Below are 21644 nucleotides of genomic sequence, written 5' to 3' on the forward strand. Positions count from 1 at the left end.
CATGAAGCTCATCATCCTGGACCGGGACGGCGTCATAAACGAAGACAGCGACGACTACATCAAGTCGCCGGCTGAATGGCGCCCGCTTCCCGGCAGCCTGGAGGCAATACTCAAGCTCAAGAACGCGGGCTATCGTGTCGTCGTCGCCAGTAATCAGTCCGGACTTGCGCGCGGGCTGTTTGATTACGACACGCTGTTTGCCATCCACGACAAGATGACCCGCATGCTGGCGGATATCGGCACCCACGTCGACGGCATTTTCTTCTGCCCCCACGGCCCGGACGACGGTTGCCGCTGCCGCAAGCCGGACACCGGGCTGCTCGACGATATTGCCAAGCGCTTCGGGCGCGCGCTCGCCGGTACGCCCTTCATCGGCGACAGCCTCTCCGATGTACAGGCCGCACGCGCTGCCGGCGCAACGCCCGTTCTCGTACGTAGCGGCAAGGCCGTCGACGAGGACGCGGCCGAGTTGGCCGGCGTCGACGTGTACGACGATCTCGCTGAGGCTGCCGGCAGTCTGATCGCCCGCGATAAATCCCGCACCCATAAAAAAGGCGGCTAGAAAGCCGCCTTGTCGCGCATCGCCGGCGTTTACTACGCCGGCCAGGGCCGAACCCGACTAAACGTCGAGGTTCGACACCATCAGCGCGTTCCGCTCGATGAATTCACGGCGCGGCTCCACGTGGTCGCCCATGAGCGTGGTGAATATCTGATCCGCGCCCACGGCGTCGTCGATCTTCACCTGCATGAGCCGCCGCGTGTTCGGATCCATGGTGGTTTCCCAGAGCTGGTCCGGATTCATCTCACCCAGGCCCTTGTACCGCTGTACGTGCAGGCCGCGTTTGGCCTCGCCCAGCAGCCACTCGTAGGCCTGTTCGAAGGTATCCACCGGCTCCGCGCGCTCGCCGCGGCTGACCTGGGCGCCTTCACCCATCAGCTCCATGAGCTCGTTGCCGAGCGTGGACATGCGCTGGTATTCCTCGCCGGTGAAGAAGTCTTCGTGCCACACAAAGGTATGCGGAATGCCGTGACTGTATCGGGTCACCTGCAAGTGCAATGGCCGTTGCTCATCGGCCGGCTTGACCTGCACTTCGTAGCGATGGCGGGCCTCATTGCGGGCGTCGAGGCGCGCCTGTAGCTGGTCGGCCCAGTCCTGCATCCCCTGGGCGTCCGAGAACGTTTCCGGCGTTACCTGCGGCAGATAGGTCATTTCCATGAGCGTCGCCGGGTCGAAGCGCCGCGTCAGGCGATCGATATCGCCGAGCAGGCCCATATAACGGTGCGAGAGACTGGCCAGCGCATCGCTGGAGATCGCCGGCGTGTCTGCCTCGACGCGCAGCTCGGCCTTGCTCAAGGCCAGGCGCAGGAGGTAGTTGCCAAGTTCCTTGTCGTCCTTGACGTAATACTCCTGCTTACCGCTTTTCACCTTATAGAGCGGCGGCTGTGCGATATATACGTAGCCCGCCTCGATCAGCTCGAACATCTGACGATAGAAGAAAGTCAGCAGCAGGGTACGGATATGCGAGCCGTCCACGTCGGCGTCGGTCATGATGATGATGCGGTGATAGCGCAGCTTGGCGGGGTCGAACTCGTCACGACCGATGCCGCAGCCCAGGGCGGTGATCAGCGTGCCAACTTCGACCGAGGACAGCATCTTGTCGAAGCGCGCCTTCTCCACGTTCAGAATCTTGCCCTTGAGCGGGAGAATCGCCTGATTGTGGCGGTCGCGACCCTGTTTCGCGGAACCGCCGGCCGAGTCACCCTCCACCAGGAACAGTTCCGACTGCGACGGATCCTTTTCCTGGCAATCGGCGAGTTTGCCGGGCAGACCGGCGATATCCAGCGCCCCCTTGCGCCGCGTCATATCACGGGCACGGCGTGCCGCATCCCGGGCGCGGGCGGCTTCGATAACCTTGCCGGCAATGACCTTCGCTTCGCGCGGGTTTTCCAACAGGAAATCGTTCAGGTGTTCGTTGACCGTGGACTCGACCACCGCACGCACTTCCGACGAGACGAGCTTTTCCTTGGTCTGGGAGGAAAACTTGGGATCGGGCACCTTGACCGATACCACCGCAGTCAGACCTTCACGGGCGTCGTCACCCGCGGGGGCCACCTTTTCCTTCTTGGCCAGGCCTTCCGATTCGATATAACCGTTTAGCGTGCGCGTGAGTGCGCCGCGAAAACCCGCCAGATGGGTGCCGCCGTCGCGCTGCGGGATATTGTTGGTGTAGCAGAACACGCTTTCCTGATAAGAGTCGTTCCACTGCATCGCCACTTCCACGACGATTTCGTCGCGTTCGGCGGTGAAGTAGCACACCGTTTCATGCAGCTGTGTCTTGTTTTCGTTGAGATTTTCGACGAAAGCGCGAATCCCGCCCTCGTACTCAAACACCACGTCACGTTCGCTGGCTTCTTCGCGCAGCCGGATCCGAACCCCGGAGTTCAGGAACGACAGTTCGCGCAGACGCTTGGCGAGAATATCGTAGCTATAGGCGATGTTGGCGAACACGTCGCCACTGGGGTGGAAATGGATCGACGTGCCGGTGAGTTGCGTATCCTCAACCGCGGTCAACTCGTCGAGCGGCTCGCCCATTGAATAGCTCTGGCGGTAGCGCTTCCCATCGCGATGAATATCCAGTTCGAGGCGATCGGATAGTGCGTTGACCACCGAAACACCCACGCCGTGCAGACCACCGGACACCTTGTAGGAGTTCGCATCAAACTTACCGCCGGCATGCAATACGGTCATGATCACTTCTGCGGCAGGCTTGCCCTCGCCTTCGTGCATGTCGACCGGAATGCCGCGACCATCGTCACTGACCGTAATACTCTGATCGCGGTGGATAATGACCTGGATCTCGTTACAGTAGCCGGCGAGTGCTTCGTCGATCGCGTTATCCACGACCTCGAAAACCATATGATGCAGGCCGGTGCCATCATCGGTATCGCCGATATACATGCCTGGACGTTTTCGAACCGCCTCCAGGCCTTTAAGAACCTTGATGCTACTGGAATTGTAATCGCCGTTCGATTCCGCCATGGGTCACCGCGTTTAGGGCTGTATAAGTGCGAGTCAACCCATAGATTCTAGCATGCCCTGGGGAGTCAGCCCGTGCGGACAGCACCGTGTTCCACGTGGAACATGCTGCCGCCTTTCAGAACGTCCGGCACCAGGTCAGGTTCAAGGAAAGTCAGAAAGCACTGGCCGCCAAGGGCCGCAATTTCTTCAGCCAGAACCTGGCGGTAGCGTGCGCCCAACTCGGCTGCCATATCATCGATAAGCAGTACGGGGCGTACGTGTCGACGGGCGTACAACAGCTGCGCCTGGGTAAGAAGCATAGCGGTCGTCAGTATTTTCTGTTGCCCTCTCGATACCCAGTCACGCGCCACGGCAGTGGCGATCGAAATACGAAGATCCGCGCGGTGCGGTCCCTGCTGGGTAAAACCCGCACGGGTATCCTGATCCAGCGATGCGGCGAGCGCTGCACCATAGCCGTCGTCCCCACGCCACCCGCAGTCGTATTCGAGGACTACGGGCTCGTCGCCGAGCAGTTTCGCTGCCTGACCCGGCAGGTTTGCATGCAAATGGTCAATGTAGGCTCGGCGGGAGGCGTCGACAACTTCGGCCGCTCGCACGAGCTCTGCGTCCCAAACGACGATGTCGGCCTTGGGCATACGCGATTTGAGCGCTCTGTTTCGCTGTTTTAGAGCGCGCCTGAAACGTCTCCACGCAGGGAAGAAAGCGTGTTCCACGTGGAACACGCCCCAGTCGAGGAAATGGCGGCGATAGCGCGGGCCTTGTTCGAGCAGCCGATGGACGTTCGGATCGACCATCTGCAACGGCAGCGTGTTGATCAGGTCTATTCGATTGGTTTCATTGTCGCCGTCTCGGCGATAGCGAATACCGCGCTTGTCTCGACTGACGCCAACACGATGTGACCGCCCGTCGGGTACCGCGATATCGCCGGTGACCGTAAAGGCGTTTGTGCCTGCGCGTATCGCAGGCCGAGGCCCGGATTGGCGGAACGACTGGCCGCGCCCTAGAAAATAGATCGCCTCGAGCAAGGTTGTCTTGCCCGAGGCGTTGTCGCCGGTAATGACGTTAATCGATGGATTGGGTTCGATATCCGCCGTCGAGAAACAACGAAAATCGTGGAGCCGTAGCCGGGTTAGATACATTCCCGCCGGATCTATAACCGCATCGGCATAACGACATACCGGGTGGCCGGGTCGTTTACGCTCTGCAACAGTCCGCTGCTATCGGGCCCGGAAAGGGACAGCGTGAATTCTCCGCTGTCCATTGCACCGAGCGCTTCCAGTAAATAGTTGACGTTGAAACCGATTTCAATCGGGTCGTGGTTGTAAGTGACCTGGATTTCGTCCTCGGCTTCTTCGCGTTCCACGTTCTGAGCTTGCAGGCGAAGGCTATGTTCGCTCAGTGCAAGCCGAACCCCGCCGAACTTTTCGTTAGACAGGATTGCAGTGCGTGACAACGCCTGACGAATCGTGTCGCGATCGGCATGCATTTGCTTGTCTGCCTGCTCAGGAATTACGCGCTCATAGTCGGGGAACCGACCGTCGATAAGCTTGGTGGTGAACACCAAGCCCGGTAGCTGTAGACGTAAGTGCTTGGACGACAGTTGCAGGTTGATCTCTGCTTCGCTGGAATCCAACAGACGCACCAGCTCCGTGATCGCCTTACGCGGCACGATGGCTTGGATGGGTTCGTCGATTTCGATATTCAGCGGGGTATCGCTCAACGCCAGGCGATGGCCATCGGTTGCGACACAGCGAGCCCGGTCGGTTCGCAGTGCAAGCAGTAGGCCGTTCAGGTAATAGCGAACGTCCTGGTGGGCCATCGCAAAGTGGGTGCGATCAAGAAGTCCCTTGAGCAACCGTTCGGGAATGGATATCTGCTGCCCGGTTTCCACTTCGTCGAGATAGGGCCAGTCCTGTGCCGCCATCGTCGAGAGCGTGAACCGTGAGCGGCCGGATTGGACACGGGTTTGCTGAGCGTCGTGCTCCAGGGTTATCTCCGCGTCGTCCGGAAGTCCGCGACATATATCCAGCAGTTTTCGTGCAGGGATCGCTGCAGCACCCGGTTGGCCAATGACCGCCGGAGTGTCGGTAATCAACTCCAATTCCAGATCAGTTGCCGTTATTACGATTCGGTCGTTTTCGGCCTTGATGAGCACGTTCGACAGGATCGGCATTGTCTGGCGGCGTTCGACTACGCCGATGACGGTTTGAAGGGCAGAGAGCAAATCCTTGCGCTGCACCGTGAATTGCATGGCGGTCTCCCGAAGCAGTCGGCCTTGTTGTCTTTTAAGGCTTAAAAAAAGTTAGTAGTAGTAGTAACTACGGTGGCTCTATTCTGTTGAAAACCGATTAAATATTATTTAAATCAGTTGCTTACGTTCATAGCAACCCTGTAGCAAACAGGGCTGGAAGATTGTTGTTTGCATGTGGACAAAGTGTGCGCCGATTCGCTCACCTGGCGGCGACGATCGCTTGCTCGGCGTTTACTCCCAGCTTATCCACAACTAGCTTGTGAGTATTCGGCTCAAGTTGGCGTAATCCTCTTCGGTCCGCGCATCGGTCTCGCGTAATTCCTTGACCTTGCGACAGGCATGCAGGACGGTCGTATGATCGCGTCCACCGAAGCCTTGTCCGATTTCGGGAAGGCTGTGGTTGGTGAGCTCCTTGGCGAGAGCCATCGCGATCTGGCGAGGTCGGGCGACCGAGCGGGTACGTTTTTTACCCAGCAGGTCGGCGAGTCGCATCTTGTAATACTCGGCGACGGTGCGTTGAATATTTTCCAGCGTGACCAGCCGGTCGTAGACCGCCAGCATGTCGTGGAGCGCCTGTTTGGCGAAGTCCACGGTGATGGGCGTGCCGGTGATCTGTGCCGAGGCCTTGAGTCGGTGTAATGCACCTTCGAGGTCGCGTACGTTGGAGCGAACACGCTTGGCGATGAAGAACGCGACTTCCTGCGGCAAGGTAATGCCGTGGTAGTCAGCCTTGGAAAGCATGATGGCGACGCGGGTCTCCAGCTCCGGCGGCTCCACTGCCACCGACAGACCCCAGGAGAAGCGCGACTTCAGCCGGTCTTCCAGCCCTTCGACTTCCTTTGGAAAGCGGTCGCAGGTGATCACGATTCGCTGGTTCGATTCCAGCAAGGAATTGAAGGTGTGGAAGAACTCTTCCTGCGAGCGATCCTTGTTGGCGAAGAACTGGATATCGTCGATCAGCAAGGCATCGAGCGAGCGGTAATGGGCCTTGAACTTATCCATGCGGTTGTGGCGGATCGCGGTGATCATCTCGTTGACGAAATGCTCCGAACGCACGTAAGCCACCTTGGCGCGCGGATCGCTGTCGAGCAGCCGGTTGCCCACGCTTTGCATGAGATGGGTCTTGCCCAGACCGACACCGCCATAAATAAGTAGCGGGTTGTAGGCGATATTGTCGGGGTTGGCCGCCTGTTCGGCCGCGGCGCGGGCGATCTGGTTCGACTTGCCTTGCACGAAGCTTTCGAACGTATACCGACTATCCAGATTATGGCGCGAAGTTGGTGCCGGTGCCGGCGCTTCGCTGGCCGTTGCCTTGGGCTTGCGTCCGCCGCCGACGAGCACGCGAATGCGCTTGGGTACGGCGCCCAGGTCGTTCAGCGCATTGGCGATCGGGGTGCGTAGCTCCCGTTCGACCTGATCGCGCACCACCTCGTTGGGTGCCATCAGGTCCAGGCCTTCATCGGTGAACTCGGCCTCAAGCGGTCGCAGCCAGAGGTTGATGTCCTTTTCGGGCAGTCTCGCCTCGATATGCGTCAGACAGCGTTGCCAGAGCGTGTCAGCCAAAATTCCGTTACTCCGTAGCGAAAAGAGCGCGGCCGGGGGCCGGCGCTGGCGCCTTACCCTAGCGTACGGGCCACAAGTTATCCACAGCATTTTACAGGCTTGCATGCGGGGTGGCAGACGACTAGAATCCGCGCTCTTTACCGTGAAGTGCGTCCTGCGCGGCGCGAGAACGAGACCGTCATGAAACGAACTTATCAGCCGAGCAACCTGCACCGTAAGCGCACGCATGGCTTTCGTGCCCGTATGGCCACCAAGAACGGTCGCGCCGTACTGTCCGCACGTCGTGCCAAGGGCCGTAAGCGCCTGACGCCGTAAGGAAAGCCCGTGCCCCGGGCCGCGTTTCCCGCGACTGCGCGCCTGAGGCAATCGGCACAATTCCGTGCCGTGTTCGCAAACGGACGCAAGTTCGTCAGTCCGGGATTCGTGGTCATTGCCGCCGCAAGTTCTGCCGGCCAGCCGAGGCTGGGTCTGGCGCTGGCGAAGCGACGTATCGCGCACGCCGTCGAGCGCAATCGCATTAAACGGGTGCTTCGAGAGTCGTTTCGGTTGCACCGACCGGACTTGGCCGCAGTCGATGTTGTCGTACTCGCTCGCAGCCGCACGTCCACGATGAGCAACGCCGCGCTGTTCGAGCAGCTAGAAGCGCTCTGGCCTCAACTAGGCCGTATGGTCACGTCGTCGCAGACTCGCTCTTCAAGCGATAGCCGTTAACCGAAGGACATTAGCCGCGCATGGAAAATATTCGCTTCGGACTGCTCTGCGCTGTCGCCGTCATCTGCTTTTTCCTGTACCAGGCGTGGCAGAATGACTATGCGCCCACCCAGGCGGACGCGACGTCGGCCAACAACCAGACCACGGCCCAGCAGGACTATGCCTCGGACGAAGATGACGTCCCGGCGTTGGATTCCGCGCCCACGGCCGATAGCGACGGCGGACCCGAACAGCGCGGGCCGCAGGCCAGCGCCGACGAACGCGGTGCCGACAGTGCCCCTGTGGTCAGTCAGGCAGACCAGATCCACGTAGTCACAGACAAGCTCGATGTGATCATCGATACCCGCGGCGGCGATCTGCGCAAGGTCGAGCTTCGCGGCGTGCCCGTGTCTTCGGAACAGCCGGATACCAACCTGCGCCTGATCAACGACAGCGCGCCCAACTTCTTCATCGCCCAGAGCGGGCTCGTGGCCGCCGGGGCGAAGGCGCCGGATCATCGTTCGCGCTACCAGTCCGAGCGCAAGCAATACGAGCTGGCCGACGGCGAGGACAGCATTGAAGTTCCGCTGACCTGGACCAACGACGCCGGCCACGAAGTCACCAAGGTCTATACCTTCAACCGTGACAGCTACCGCATCGGGCTGCGCCACGAAGTGGCCAACAACGCCAGCGACGACTGGAAAGTCTCCCAGTACGTGCGGTTCTGGCGCGCGCCCTACGAAATCACCGGCGACGTACCCTTTGCCCAGGCGTTTTTCGGCGTGGGCTGGTACAACCGCAAGGACGGCGGCGAAAGCTATAGCTACAAGACCGAAAGCCACGAGGACCTGGGCGAGAACCCGCTCGAGCTGACCCAGCAGGGCGGCTGGGTGGCCATGATCCAGCACTATTTCATCGGCGCGGCCATCCCGCCGCCGGATGCAAAGGTGCGTTTTTTCGGCCAGCCCAAGGACGTCCCCAATGCCGCGGGCGGGTTCGCGACCGGCTTCATCGGTGCCCAGCAGTCGATTGCCGCCGGCACGCAGAGCACGCTCGAGGCCACGCTTTTCGTCGGCCCCAAGCTGCAGGACCAGCTCGACGCCGTGGCGCCCGGACTGGGCCTGACCGTCGACTACGGCTGGCTGACCGTGCTCGCCAAACCAATCTTCTGGGTGCTGGAGCACCTGCATGCGCTGGTTGGCAACTGGGGCGTGGCGATCATCCTGCTGACGTTCCTGATCAAGCTGGTGTTCTACAAGCTGTCGGAAACGCAGTACCGGGCGATGGCCCGTATGCGCAAATTCGCGCCGCGCATGCAGCAGCTCAAGGAGCAGTACGGCGACGATCGCCAGAAGCTCCAGGCCAAGATGATGGAGCTCTACAAGAAAGAGGGCTTCAATCCGCTGGCGGGCTGCTGGCCCATGCTCGTGCAGATGCCGGTGTTCATTTCGCTGTACTGGGTACTGCGTGAATCGGTGGAACTGCGCCACGCGCCGTTCATGCTCTGGATTCAGGACCTGTCCGCGCCGGACCCGTACTACATCCTGCCGGTGGTCTTCGGCCTGACCATGTTCCTGCAGCAAAAGCTGACCGCGAACGTGACCATGGATCCGATGCAGCAGCGCATCATGCAGATCATGCCCGTGGGTCTGGCGGTGTTCTTCGCCTTCTTCCCGGCCGGTCTGGTGCTGTACTGGTGCACCAACAACATGTTGTCGATCGCCCAGCAGTGGTATATCTACCGCAAGCTCGATGCCGAAGGCCTGGGGCACAAGGCCGCCAACAGCTGATCGATAAGCGATGACGGGCACGCCCGGCGATACGATCGCCGCGCTGGCCAGCGGCGCGGGCCGCGCCGGCGTGGCGGTGGTTCGTGTTTCCGGACCGAAGGTACCCCAGATCGCCGAGGCCGTGATCGGCGGCCTGCCGGGCGCAAGACAGGCCCGTCTCTGCGCCTTTGTCGACGGCGATGGCGTGGCCATCGATCGCGGCGTGGCAGTCTATTTCGCCGCGCCGGCCTCGTTCACCGGCGAGCATGTGCTTGAACTGCAGGGCCATGGCAGCCCCGTGCTGGTCGATATGCTGCTCACGCGGCTGCTCGAGCTGGGCGTACGCCTGGCCGAACCGGGCGAGTTCTCGCGCCGTGCCTTTCTCAACGACAAGCTCAGCCTCGATCAGGCCGAGGCGATCGCTGATGCCATCGAAGCCGGCAGCAGCGCCGCTGCGCGTGCGGCCATGCGGTCCCTGGAGGGGACGTTCTCGCGCGAGATCGACGCGCTGGTCGCGGCCCTCGTCGAGCTGCGGGTGTATACCGAAGGCGCGATAGACTTCCCCGACGAAGACGACGTGGATTTTCTCGGCGACGGCGAGATCGAGCGCCGGCTCGCCGCGATCCGGGAGCGCCTGGCCGAGCTGCGCACCCGGGCGGCCCAAGGGGCAAGCCTGCGCGAAGGTCTGCGGCTGGTCATTCTCGGTTCGCCCAACGTCGGCAAATCCAGCCTGCTGAATCGTCTGGCGCGTCGCGATACCGCTATCGTGACCGATATCGCCGGTACGACCCGCGATGTTCTCCACGAACAGCTGTCCATCGATGGGCTGCCGCTGACCCTTGTGGACACGGCCGGCCTGCGCGAAACCGACGACCCGATCGAAGCCGAAGGCGTACGCCGCGCCAAGGCCGAAATCCAGCATGCGGACCGGGTGCTGCTGGTGATCGACGACCGACACGGCCTGGGGGCCGACGAACAGGCCGTGCTCGCCGAGATCGACGCACGATGCCCGGTGACGGTGATCGCCAACAAGGTCGATCTCAGCGCGGGCCCTAGCGGCGTGCGCGCTGCGCTTGGCCACGACACGATCGGGGTTTCGGCGACCACCGGCGCCGGCTTCGATGCGTTGGCGGCCCATCTCAAACAGGCCGCCGGAATGAACGACGATGCAACGCCGGCCTTCGTGGCCCGGCGTCGGCATCTGGACGCGCTCGCGAGAGCCGCCGAGGCGCTTGAAGCCGGCTACGAACGGCTCGTGGTCGACGCGGCCGGCGAACTGCTGGCCGAAGAGCTGCGCACGGCACAGAACGCCCTGGGCGAGATCACCGGCACGTTCACCAGCGATGATCTGCTGGGCGCCATCTTTTCGAGCTTCTGTATCGGCAAGTGACCCGTAAGTAGCCGCCCTTATTGAGCTGCGTATCGTGGCAATGCATGCTGCATGCACAATCCCCACGAGCGCCCCCATGTTCGGCTATCCGCGGCTCATCTATGCCGGCTTTGTTCTACTCACGATTGCACTCGGCGTGGTGCTGGCGCTTTGGTGGCCGATCGGCCTGTGGCCGTGGCTGCTGCTCGTCGCGCTGGTGATTGTTGGCGCGCTGGACCTGCGCTCACGCCACAACGTGCTACGCAATTTTCCCGTGATCGGTCACCTGCGCTACATGCTGGAGTTCCTGCGCCCGGAGCTGCGCCAGTACTTCTTCGAGTCGGAAACCAGCGGCCGGCCGTTCAATCGGGAACAGCGTGAAATCGTCTATAAGCGCAGCGCCGGCGCGGGCGATACCTCGCCGTTCGGCACCATGCGCGACTTCGAGGATGCCGGCTTCAATTTCGCACAGCATTCGATGGCGCCCAAGGACGTCGACAAACGCCATGCCCGGCTGATGATCGGCGGTTCGCAGTGTCGCCAGCCCTACGATTCCTCACGCCTGAATATTTCCGCGATGAGCTTCGGCTCGCTCTCGGGCAACGCGGTGGCCGCAATGAACCGCGGCGCGGCGCTGGGCAACTTCGCCCAGGACACCGGCGAAGGCGCGATCAGCGACTATCACCGCGAACATGGGGGCGATGTGATCTGGGAGGTGGCTTCCGCCTATTTCGGTTGTCGGACCAAGGAGGGTCGCTTCGATGACGCGGAGTTCGCGGAAAAGGCCAATACCGATCAGGTCAAGATGATCGAGATCAAGATCTCCCAGGGCGCCAAGCCCGGTCACGGCGGTCTGCTGCCCGGTTCGAAGGTCACCGAGGAAATCGCCCGCGTGCGCGAGATCGAGGTCGGTAAGGACTGTGCCTCGCCGGCATCTCATCCCGAATTCGATACCCCGCGGGGCCTGCTCGAGTTCGTCGATCGGCTGCGCCAGCTCACCCACGGCAAGCCGGTGGGCTTCAAGCTCTGTCTGGGCCGTCAGGATGAATTCATGGGCATCTGCAAGGCGATGCTCGAAACCGGCATCTACCCCGATTTCATCACCGTCGACGGCGCCGAGGGCGGCACTGGGGCCGCGCCGACCGAGTTCCAGGATTCGCTGGGCACCTTTATCAACGAGGCCCTGCCGTTCGTCGACAACTGCCTGCGGGGCATCGGCCTGCGCGACGAGATCCGCATCATCGCCAGCGGCAAGGTGGTGATGGGCTTCGATATGGTGGTCAAGATCGCCCTCGGCGCCGATATGTGCAACGCCGCCCGGCCGTTCATGTTCTCGGTCGGCTGTATTCAGGCGCGCCGCTGTCATACCGACACCTGCCCGACCGGCGTGGCCACCCAGAACCCGCGTCGCGCGGCGGCTATCGACGTGCTGGGCAAATCGTTGGCCGTGCGTAATTTTCACGACGCCACGATCGGTTCGTTTCTGGATATTACCGGCGTCATGGGCTGTTCCACGCCGGATGCGCTCACTCGCTCGCTGATCCATCACCGGCCGGAACACGGCCCGGCGCGTACGTTCGCCGAGGTCCATCCGACCGTCAAAAGTGGTGCGTTTCTCAACGGCGACGTGCCGGAAGGCTATATCAGTGCCTGGGCCCGGGCCAGCGCGGACGCGTTTTAGGGCATGTCGTCATCAAATATGACGCCATGCCCCAGCACCATCGCGTAGAACGCCGGCGTACGTACTTGGGCGGATTCTTTGCGCTTTGCGACATCGTTACCGTGTGCGACCTTTCAAACGCCCGGTCTGGCCGCTTGCGGCTGATTGGGCGGTTTAACCAGGAGTACCGCGATGATCGTACGAGATCATGAAGACGCCGAGAAAACGGCCGTCGACGAAGAAAAGTTCATCAGCCGCCGCTATACGCTGCGCGCCGACGGCATGGGGCATTCGTTTCACGAAACCTATGTCAAGCCCGGCTGTGCGCTGCATATGTGGTACAAAAACCACAAGGAAACGGTGATCTGTATCGAGGGCGAAGGCCAGATCGAGGATCTCACCGAAGGCGGCAAATGGGATCTCAAGCCCGGCGTGCTCTATGCGCTGGACAAGCACCAGCAGCATATCCTCTCCAGCGAGAAGGGCATGACCGTGCTGTGCTGCTTCTCGCCGTCACTGGTGGGGCCGGAAGATCACGACGAACAGGGTAGCTATGCCCTGCTCGACGATGACGGCAGCGTGCTGCAGCGCTAGGCGCCTTTGCATCAATCTAGCGTCGGCGGGATGTCAGGCGGCGGCGCAACCGTGAATATCTTCGGCCAGTATTTGCCGGTGAGATAGATACGCCCGCTGTCGGCGTCCCAGGCGATGCCGTTGAGTACGTTGGCCCCGTCTGCCGCGGGGCCGAGTGCCGTACGCAGCGGGCTGGCGTCCAGCCATGCCAGCACGGCCCCGCTGTCTGGGTCGATGCGTGCAATACGATCCGAATACCAGATATTGGCCCAGATTTCGCCGTCGACGTATTCCAGCTCGTTGAGCTTGTCAACGGCGCGCCCGCCGTCATGTACCTCGATACGGCGGACCACGCTGAAATCGCTCGGTTCGAGCACGCGCAGCGTGGCGCTGCCATCGCTCATGATCAATCGGCGGCCGTCGTAGGTCAGGCCCCAGCCTTCGCCGTCATAGCGGCGCGTGCCGATCTGCTCGAAGCTGTGAATATCGAATACGAACGCGCGGCCCGACCGCCAGGTCAGCCAGAACAGATGATCGCCCACGCGCGCCAGCCCTTCACCGAAATACCGATCGGGCAGCCGGAGCTCGCGTGTCACCGTGTTGCTTGCCGGTTCCACCTGTCTGAGTCGAGACTGGCCGTACTGGCCTGTACTCTCGTACAACGCGTCGTCGTAATACAGTAGGCCCTGGGTGAATGCGGACGTATCGTGCGCAAACTCGGCGCCGATGGCGGCCGTGTGCGTGTCGGCCGGTTGAGCCGAGCAGGCGCACGACAGCAGTACCGCGAGCGTGACCGCCAGAAAGCAAAAAAAACGACGCATTCCCGGATGATATGGCGCACAATTCAATCGCGCCAGCCTGTCTCGGCGATACCGTTGTGCGCTTCGCACAGCGCCTGACATTGATGATTGACCACCGCTAGGGAAGACGCCAAGCATGGCCGAACAAGAACACACCGAACACGATCTCGACTCCAGTCAGAAGCGCGACGCCCGCCGTCGCGAAGCGCCGAGCGCGGCCGTGGTCTATGAAGCAATCCGGCGCGAAGCCGAATCCGAACTCACCCGTCCGTTGCCGGGGCTGGCGTTCTCGGGGCTGGCCGCCGGCCTGTCCATGGGGTTTTCGTTCATCGCCCAGGCCCTGCTTTACAGCTATACGCCGGAATCCGCCTGGCGCCCGATCATCGCCAGCTTCGGGTATTCGATCGGCTTTCTGTTCGTCATTCTCGGCCGCCAGCAGCTGTTTACCGAAAACACGCTCACGCCGGTGCTGGAAGTACTGCGCGTACGCCAGCTCTCGACCGTGCTGCGTACGATGAACCTGTGGGTTGTGGTGCTGATCGCGAACATGGTCGGCACCGCGATTTTCGCGTTCATGATGTCGCACTTCGATGTACTCGATCCCAAGATCAACGGTGCCCTGGCATCGATCGCCGCCAAGGAGTACGAAAACGGCTTCGCCACCATGTTCGTGCGTGCCATATTCGCTGGCTGGCTGGTCGCGCTCATGCTCTGGCTGCTGCCGTTTGCCGAAACCGCGCGCGTGGGCGTGATCATTCTCGTGACCTATGTGATTGGCCTGGCCCATTTCCCGCACATCATCGCCGGTTCGGTCGCTGCCCTTTACGGCGTGTTTACCGGCGGGCACGGGTTGATGGAGTTTTTCAGCGTGTTCTTCGTGCCGACCATTCTCGGCAACGTGCTCGGTGGCGTCGCCATGGTGGCCGCGGTGAACTATGCCCAGGTGGCCTATAGCGACTCCGAGCGCGACGACAGCGACGTCGACAAGGGCGATTGACAACCTTCACAGCGTTGGCTGGCAAAGTTTTCCCAATACGGTATAGTCAGTTCACCACTCAAACGGAAAATCTGTCATGGCAGAATCCGACGATAAATGGGAAGGCCGCTGGGATCGTGTGAAGGGCAAGGCCCGCGAGCACTTCGGCCGTCTCACCGACGACGAAGTTGAAGAGACCAAGGGCAAACGCCAGAACATGCTGGGCAAGATCCAGGAGAAGTACGGCGAGACCAAGGAAAAAGCTGAAGAGATGCTCAAGGAATTCGAGAGCAAATATCTCTAACGCCATGGCGTTTGAATGGGCCGCCCCACGGGGCGGCCTTTTTTATGCGCGGCGTCGGCTTTTCAGCGGCGAACTAGCCGCCATCGCGACGCACACGACAGGCCGCGACCAGCGCACGAAACAGCCGGCGCTGTGCCCCCTGGTAGCACAGATACTCCGGATGCCATTGCACGCCGACCACGAAATCCGGGCCTCGTGCTTCGATTGCCTGTACAAAGCCATCGGCGTCGCGGGCGGTGGCCGCGATGCCCTCGCCCAGGGCCAACACTGCCTGGTGATGCAGGCTGTTAACCCGTAGCCGGCGCGCACCGAAAATCGCCGCAAGGCGCGATCGCCGTTTAATGGCGACGGGCTTGCACGACAGTATGTTCACCCGGTTTGAGGTGGCGCGGCGCAGCTTGCTGATATCGCTGTACAGCGTGCCGCCGGCGGCGACGTTGATCAGCTGTGCGCCCCGGCAGATGCCCAGTACCGGTTTGTTGTCGGCCAACGCCTTTTCGATGGCTGCCAGTTCGAAGGCGTCGCGAGCCCGGTCGGCGGTGTTGTCGTAGGCCGCGCTGGCACCGTAGAGATCGGTGGCGATATCGTCACCGCCGCCGATCAGCAGGCCGTCGATGGGTGCGGGCATGGGGTGACGCGGCGTGGCGCGCACGGCGCGCCCGCCGGCCAGGGCGATGGCAAGCCATGCAGCCCACCAGCCCGGCGCCCAGCGGCTGGCCTTGCCGGTGACGGCGATTATGGGTCGCAGGCGGGCCATGGCCGCGCTCAGCGCTGCAGGTACTGTTCGAACACATCACTCCAGCGGCCGAACCAGTCGCCGAACGGCCGGTCCAGCGTATCGCAGTAGTCGGCACAGATCTGTTCGAGACGCTCGGGATCCGCTGCGAGTTCCTCGATTACCAGCCAGTGGTCCCAGGCCGGCCGCAGGTCCCATCCGGGTCGTTCGATTTCGCAGTTGGGCAGGCGATAATGCAGCGTCGGCCGTGCCTTGATCAGCCCGTCGGAAACGGCTTCGCGCACGCGCGCCTCGTCGAGATGGGCGAATACGGGCAGCATGTCGAGCGCGCGGTTGCGGCTGGCGTTCTCGGCAAGATAGTCGTCGATAAGCTGATCGCGCGTAGGCGCGTATGCCGGATCGCAGATCTGGCGGACATAGGCCTTCGTGTAAGGCTGGATATACGGAAATACGCGGCGGCTGATATCGATTTCGCTCACCCGCTTGAGCCAATCGAAGGCCACCGCAAAGGCACGCATATAGCCCAGCAGCGTGTTGGTTTCCAGATCGGGCAGTTCCGGGTTCAGGTGCAGGCCGAAGGCGTAGATCGCCGACTGGCTGGTGCCGCGGGCGCCGGCTTCGCGCAGGGCCGCGATCAGTGCGTTGACGGCATGCAGTTCGCTGATGGCAATCGGCGGGCCGACAATCTCAAAAGGCACCACCCGCTTGGCGACTGCGCCGAGCATGTCTTCGGATACGCGTTCGATCTCGTCGAGCAGGCCGGGCTGGCTTTCACGCCGACCGCGTTCCTTGAGGAAGGCGTAGTCGAGTTCGAGGGCGAAGTCGCCCAGGGGCGTGTTCGCCACCGTGTATTCGTACGCGCTGTGCGGGCGGATTTCGCCGCCGAGCGTACGCCTTACGATTTCGCTTATCCGCTCGATCGACAGGCCGGTAAACTCAAGTTCCACGCCGACACGGCGTTCACCGTTCGATGCCGTATGGCGGCGTGATGGCAGGCGCAGCGGGGCCTGTGCCGCGGTGGCGTCGATCTTGGTCATTGTATAGTGCAATGCAGCATATTCGAGAAACGCTGAAAGCATGCCATCCATGCTGGAACACGGCCAGTTGTCTCGCCTCGAAATGCGGGCGTAATATCGGTTTCAGACTGAATTCCACCGAGCTACTTCAAGGAGCGCCTTATGGCCCAGGCGAGCCCGCATCCCGAGCACGCCGACGACGTCGAAGACGTCGATCCGCAGGAATCCGCCGAGTGGCGCGACGCGCTCGACGCCGTCATCGAGATCGAGGGGCCGGAGCGGGCCCACTATCTGCTGGAAATGCTCATCGAGCGTTCCCGCCGATCCGGGGCATATATTCCGTATTCGCCCAATACGGCCTATATCAACACCATTCCGCCGCATCTGGAAGAACGCTCGCCGGGCGATCCGGCGATCGAGTGGCGCATCCGTTCGATCATCCGCTGGAATGCGATGGCCATGGTCGTACAGGCCAATCGCCACCACGAAGGCGTGGGCGGTCATATCGCCAGCTATGCCTCGGCGGCCACCCTCTACGAAGTGGGCTTCAACCACTTCTGGCATGCGCCCAGCGACGATCACGGCGGTGATCTGGTGTATATCCAGGGCCATTCCGCGCCGGGTATCTATGCGCGCTCCTATCTCGAAGGGCGTATCAACGAAGACCAGCTTTATAACTTCCGCGCCGAATCCACCGGCAAGGGCCTGTCGAGCTATCCGCACGCCTGGCTGATGCCCGACTACTGGCAGTTTGCGACCGTGTCGATGGGTATCGGCCCGATCAACGCGATCTACCAGGCCCGGTTCATGCGCTACATGCAGAACCGTGGCATTCAGGACAACGAAGGCCGTCACGTCTGGTGCTTCTGCGGCGACGGCGAGATGGACGAGCCAGAATCCATGGGCGCGATCGATATCGCCGCCCGCGAAGGCCTGGATAACCTCATCTTCGTGGTCAACTGCAACCTGCAGCGCCTGGACGGCCCGGTCCGCGGCGACTCCAAGATCATCAACGAGCTCGAAGGCGCCTTCCGTGGTGCCGGCTGGAACGTGATCAAGGTGATCTGGGGCGCGCTCTGGGACGGCCTGCTGGCCCAGGACCACGACGGCAAGCTCATCGAACTGATGAACGAAACCGTCGACGGCGAATACCAGGCCTTCAAGGCCAACGGCGGCGACTACACCCGCGAGAACTTCTTCGGCAAGTATCCGGAGCTCAAGGAAATGGTCGCCTCCATGTCGGACGAGGACATTCGCCGCCTCAACCGCGGCGGCCACGATCCGCACAAGGTGTTCGCCGCCTATCACGCGGCGGTGAACCAGAAGAACGGGCGCCCGACCGTGATCCTGGCCAAGACGGTCAAGGGCTACGGCATGGGCGAGGCCGGCGAAGGCCAGAACATCACCCATCAGCAGAAGAAGATGGGCGAGGACGCGCTCAAGGAATTCCGCGACCGCTTCGAGATCCCGGTCGACGACGACAAGATCGCCGACGCCCCCTTCTACAAGCCGGACGAAGACTCCGAAGAGATCCAGTATCTCAAGGCGCGGCGCAAGGAGCTGGGCGGCTATCTGCCCCAGCGGCGTACCGAAGGCGACAAGCTCGAGATTCCCGAGCTGAGCGCTTTCGACAAGCTGTTGCAGGGCTCGGGCGATCGCGAGATGGCCACCACCATGGTGTTCACCCGCATCCTGCAGATCCTCACCCGCGACAAGAACATCAAGGACCGCGTCGTGCCGATCATCCCGGACGAAGCGCGTACCTTCGGCATGGAAGGCATGTTCCGAAGCCTGGGTATCTACTCGCCGGTGGGCCAGCTGTTCGTGCCCGAGGATTCGGACCAGCTCGCCTTCTACAAGGAATCGGTCAAGGGTCAGATCCTCGAGGAAGGCATCACCGAAGCCGGGGCCATGTCATCGTTCATGGCGGCGGCCACGGCCTATTCGAATCACGGCAAGACGATGATCCCGTTCTATGCCTTCTATTCGATGTTCGGCTTCCAGCGCGTGGGCGACTTCTGCTGGGCGGCCGGCGACATGCGTGCCCGCGGTTTCCTGCTGGGCGGCACCGCCGGGCGTACCACGATCAACGGCGAAGGCCTGCAGCATCAGGACGGCCATTCGCACGTGCTGTTCGACTGCGTGCCCAACTGTCGTGCCTATGACCCGACCTTCTCCTACGAGATGGCGGTGATCATGCATCGGGGCCTGGTAGAGATGTTCGAAGAACAGCGCGACGTCTACTACTACCTCACGATGATGAACGAAAACTATGCCCATCCGCCGATGCCGGAAGGCGTGGAGGACGACATCATTGCCGGCATGTATCAGTTCTCGCAGTCGGGCACGGACAAGGACCTGCAGGTCAATCTGCTCGGCTCGGGCACGATCCTCAACGAAGTGATCGCCGCCGCCGACATGCTCGAAAACGAGTTCGATGTGGGCACCACGGTCTGGAGCGCGCCGAGCTTTACCCAGCTCAAGCGCGACGGCGCTTCGGTGGAGCGCTGGAACATGCTCCACCCGGAAGAAGAACCCAAGCAGAGCTTCGTGGCCAAGAAGTTCGCCGACGCCAAGGGCCCGGCCATTGCCGCCACCGACTATGTCCGTGGCCTGCCGGAAATGATTCGGCCCTATCTGCCGGTCGCCTACCACACGCTGGGCACCGACGGTTACGGTCGTTCGGACACGCGCGAAGCACTACGCGAATTCTTCGAAGTGGACCGGCGCTGGATCACCGTCTGTGCGCTCAAGGCCCTGGCCGACGAAGGCAAGATCGAACGCAAGGTCGTCGGCGAAGCCATCCGCAAATACGGCATCGACCCGGACAAGCCGGAGCCGATCACGCACTGATCGGTTTCGCGGCCGGGCAGGCAGCAACGATAGACACGGCGCAGCGGCTTGGTTCCGCTGCGCCAGCAGCCAAGGAAACGCTTTATGGCGGCGCAGGAAATCAAGGTCCCGGATATCGGCGACTTCGACTCGGTCGAAGTCATCGAGGTACTGGTATCCAAAGGCGACACGATCGAGCAGGAACAGCCGATCATCACCCTCGAATCCGACAAGGCCACGCTCGAGGTGCCTTCCACCATCGCGGGCAAGATCACCGAAATGAAGGTCTCGGAAGGCGATACCGTCTCCGAAGGCGACGTGATCGCGCTCGTGGAAGCCGCTGAAGAAGGCGATGACGATTCGGATGACGACGGCGACGACGACGCATCCGATGAAGGCGAAAGCGACGACGAAGCCGATTCTGAAGAAGGCGACTCGGACGCGGACGAAGACGACGCCAGCGAAGACGCCGACGAAGACGACGGCGAAGAAGACGAGTCGTCCGACGACGAAGACGCCGGCGGCGAAACCGTTGAGGTGAAAGTCCCCGATATCGGCGATTTCGACTCGGTCGAAGTCATCGAAGTGCTGGTGTCCGAAGGCGACGAGGTCGAAGAAGAACAGCCGCTGATCACGCTGGAGTCCGACAAGGCCACGCTGGAAGTGCCCTCGTCCGCGGCCGGCAAGATCACCGAAATGAAGGTTTCGGAAGGCGACACCGTCTCCGAAGGCGATGTGATCGCAATGCTGGAAAAAGCCGGCGGCCAGTCCTCGGGCGGCGACAAGAAGCAGTCGTCCAAGCAGGACAAGGCGTCGAGCAAGAAATCCGGCGATGACGACCGCGCCAAGAAGGACGAAAAGTCCGAAAAGAAGAAAGACGACAAGGCGGACAAGAAGAAGTCTGAAGACAAGTCGTCGAAAAAAGAGCCGGCGTCGAACAAGCAGAAACCCAAGGACGACAGCGGCGATTCCTCCAAGCTGGACAAGGTCGACGAAGAACGCTTCGGCAAGGCCCACGCCTCGCCGAGCGTGCGCAAGTACGCGCGTGAACTCGGCGCCGATCTCGGCCGCGTGGACGGCTCGGGCCGCAAGGGCCGGATCACCTTCGAGGACGTGCAGTCCTATGTGAAGAAAGCCCTGTCGCAGGCACAGAGCGGCGGCGGCGCATCTGCGGCGGCACCGGCCGGCGGTGGTGGCGGCGTGCCCGCCCAGCCGGATATCGATTTCAGCCAGTTCGGCGAAGTCGAAACCGTCCCGCTGGAGCGTATCCGCAAGATCTCGGCCAAGGCGGTCCACAAGAACTGGCTGCTCATTCCGCATGTCACCCAGTTCGACAACGCCGATATCACCGATCTGGAAGAATTCCGCCAGGCGAACAAGGAAAAGGCCAAGGCCGATGGGGTCAAGCTCACGCCGCTGGCCTTTTTGCTCAAGGCCTCGGCGGCCGCGCTCAAGGCCTTCCCGGACCTCAACAGTTCGCTCACGGCCGACGGCGAATCGCTGGTCCACAAGAAGTACGTGAACATCGCCGTGGCGGTGGACACACCCAACGGCCTGCTCATGCCGGTGATCAAGGATGTCGACAAGAAAGGCATCTACGAGATCGCCCGCGATCTGGACGATGTGTCCGGCCGGGCCCGCGACGGCAAGATCAAGGGCGACGACATGAAAGGCGCCTGCTTCTCGATCTCGAGCCTCGGCGGTGTCGGCGGTACCGCGTTCACGCCGATCGTGAACTCCCCCGAGGTCGGCATTCTGGGCGTGTCCAAGCACAGCTGGCAGCCGGTCTGGAACGGCAGCGAGTTCGAGCCGCGTCTGATTCTGCCGCTGTCGTTCTCCTACGATCACCGCGTGATCGACGGGGCCAAGGCGGCACGGATTACCGGCTTTATCAGCGAGAAACTCTCCGATCTTCGTACGTTGCTTCTATAGGAGGCCGCGGCCATGAGACTGCAATACGGCGTTGCCGCTCGCTTATGTAGCGTTGCTACACAGCGCTCCCGGCGCCTTGGCTTGCAGCCTCATCGCTCGCGCCGGGCGATCTGAAGCCTGTCGCTTCGATGGC

At 61.9% G+C, this 21644-nt stretch carries 18 protein-coding genes; 11 read left to right on the forward strand and 7 right to left on the reverse strand.

The window, feature by feature from the left end; genetic code table 11:
* Position 1 precedes the first annotated feature (1 nt).
* Entirely contained in the window at positions 2 to 562 is a 561-nt protein-coding gene (gmhB, locus tag C84B14_RS02635; RefSeq protein WP_353221734.1) for a D-glycero-beta-D-manno-heptose 1,7-bisphosphate 7-phosphatase, read from the forward strand.
* A gap of 57 nt (positions 563 to 619) precedes the next feature.
* On the opposite strand, the gene gyrB is transcribed toward gmhB, so the two are convergent.
* From gyrB to dnaA, 4 genes are all read right to left on the reverse strand, one after another.
* A complete protein-coding gene (gyrB, locus tag C84B14_RS02640) occupies positions 620 to 3040 on the reverse strand; it encodes a DNA topoisomerase (ATP-hydrolyzing) subunit B (protein WP_353221735.1) in 2421 nt (806 codons plus the stop codon).
* A 65-nt stretch (positions 3041 to 3105) separates the two neighbouring features.
* The gene (gene recF / locus C84B14_RS02645) at positions 3106 to 4179 is read right to left on the reverse strand and encodes a DNA replication/repair protein RecF (protein WP_353221736.1); all 1074 of its coding nucleotides are present in this window, start codon (positions 4177 to 4179) and stop codon (positions 3106 to 3108) included.
* A gap of 11 nt (positions 4180 to 4190) precedes the next feature.
* Positions 4191 to 5291, reverse strand: a complete 1101-nt coding sequence (gene dnaN, locus C84B14_RS02650) for a DNA polymerase III subunit beta (protein ID WP_353221737.1) — start codon at positions 5289 to 5291, stop codon at positions 4191 to 4193.
* A 252-nt stretch (positions 5292 to 5543) separates the two neighbouring features.
* Entirely contained in the window at positions 5544 to 6857 is a 1314-nt protein-coding gene (dnaA, locus tag C84B14_RS02655) for a chromosomal replication initiator protein DnaA (protein ID WP_353221782.1), read from the reverse strand.
* 177 nt (positions 6858 to 7034) lie between these two features.
* Between dnaA and rpmH the strand changes: the two genes are divergently transcribed.
* The 6 genes from rpmH (at position 7035) to C84B14_RS02685 (ending at position 12936) form a co-directional block, all read left to right on the forward strand.
* On the forward strand, positions 7035 to 7169 hold the full coding sequence (rpmH, locus tag C84B14_RS02660; protein WP_006914433.1) for a 50S ribosomal protein L34: 135 nt from the start codon (positions 7035 to 7037) through the stop codon (positions 7167 to 7169).
* 9 nt (positions 7170 to 7178) lie between these two features.
* Entirely contained in the window at positions 7179 to 7565 is a 387-nt protein-coding gene (rnpA, locus tag C84B14_RS02665; RefSeq protein WP_353221738.1) for a ribonuclease P protein component, read from the forward strand.
* A 20-nt stretch (positions 7566 to 7585) separates the two neighbouring features.
* Positions 7586 to 9334: a membrane protein insertase YidC gene (yidC, locus tag C84B14_RS02670; protein WP_353221739.1), complete on the forward strand. Its 1749-nt coding sequence runs from the start codon at positions 7586 to 7588 to the stop codon at positions 9332 to 9334.
* A 10-nt stretch (positions 9335 to 9344) separates the two neighbouring features.
* Positions 9345 to 10703, forward strand: a complete 1359-nt coding sequence (gene mnmE, locus C84B14_RS02675) for a tRNA uridine-5-carboxymethylaminomethyl(34) synthesis GTPase MnmE (protein WP_353221740.1) — start codon at positions 9345 to 9347, stop codon at positions 10701 to 10703.
* A 76-nt stretch (positions 10704 to 10779) separates the two neighbouring features.
* On the forward strand, positions 10780 to 12363 hold the full coding sequence (locus tag C84B14_RS02680) for an FMN-binding glutamate synthase family protein (protein ID WP_353221741.1): 1584 nt from the start codon (positions 10780 to 10782) through the stop codon (positions 12361 to 12363).
* Between the two features lie 171 nt (positions 12364 to 12534).
* Entirely contained in the window at positions 12535 to 12936 is a 402-nt protein-coding gene (locus C84B14_RS02685; RefSeq protein ID WP_006914437.1) for an ectoine synthase, read from the forward strand.
* A gap of 11 nt (positions 12937 to 12947) precedes the next feature.
* On the opposite strand, the gene C84B14_RS02690 is transcribed toward C84B14_RS02685, so the two are convergent.
* Positions 12948 to 13736, reverse strand: coding sequence for a glutaminyl-peptide cyclotransferase (locus C84B14_RS02690; protein WP_353221742.1), 789 nt, complete (start codon positions 13734 to 13736; stop codon positions 12948 to 12950).
* Between the two features lie 115 nt (positions 13737 to 13851).
* On the opposite strand from C84B14_RS02690, the gene C84B14_RS02695 reads away from it, so the two are divergent.
* Together C84B14_RS02695 and C84B14_RS02700 are read left to right on the forward strand one after the other, a co-directional pair.
* The gene (locus C84B14_RS02695; protein ID WP_353221743.1) at positions 13852 to 14712 is read left to right on the forward strand and encodes a formate/nitrite transporter family protein; all 861 of its coding nucleotides are present in this window, start codon (positions 13852 to 13854) and stop codon (positions 14710 to 14712) included.
* Between the two features lie 76 nt (positions 14713 to 14788).
* Complete coding sequence (locus C84B14_RS02700) at positions 14789 to 14995, forward strand: CsbD family protein (protein WP_348766484.1); 207 nt, start codon at positions 14789 to 14791, stop codon at positions 14993 to 14995.
* Between the two features lie 73 nt (positions 14996 to 15068).
* On the opposite strand, the gene C84B14_RS02705 is transcribed toward C84B14_RS02700, so the two are convergent.
* On the reverse strand, positions 15069 to 15752 hold the full coding sequence (locus tag C84B14_RS02705) for a gamma-glutamyl-gamma-aminobutyrate hydrolase family protein (protein ID WP_353221744.1): 684 nt from the start codon (positions 15750 to 15752) through the stop codon (positions 15069 to 15071).
* A gap of 8 nt (positions 15753 to 15760) precedes the next feature.
* The gene (locus tag C84B14_RS02710) at positions 15761 to 16768 is read right to left on the reverse strand and encodes an amidoligase family protein (protein WP_353221745.1); all 1008 of its coding nucleotides are present in this window, start codon (positions 16766 to 16768) and stop codon (positions 15761 to 15763) included.
* A gap of 141 nt (positions 16769 to 16909) precedes the next feature.
* Here C84B14_RS02710 and aceE point away from each other — a divergent pair, with 141 nt between their 5' ends.
* Both aceE and C84B14_RS02720 read left to right on the forward strand, forming a co-directional pair.
* Positions 16910 to 19600 carry a pyruvate dehydrogenase (acetyl-transferring), homodimeric type gene (aceE, locus tag C84B14_RS02715; protein WP_353221746.1) on the forward strand — a complete coding sequence of 897 codons (2691 nt, stop codon included), beginning with the start codon at positions 16910 to 16912 and terminating at the stop codon, positions 19598 to 19600.
* An 84-nt stretch (positions 19601 to 19684) separates the two neighbouring features.
* Complete coding sequence (locus C84B14_RS02720; protein ID WP_353221747.1) at positions 19685 to 21511, forward strand: dihydrolipoyllysine-residue acetyltransferase; 1827 nt, start codon at positions 19685 to 19687, stop codon at positions 21509 to 21511.
* Positions 21512 to 21644 lie beyond the last annotated feature (133 nt).

The sequence above is a fragment of the Salinisphaera sp. C84B14 genome (assembly GCF_040361435.1).
Lineage (GTDB): Bacteria > Pseudomonadota > Gammaproteobacteria > Nevskiales > Salinisphaeraceae > Salinisphaera.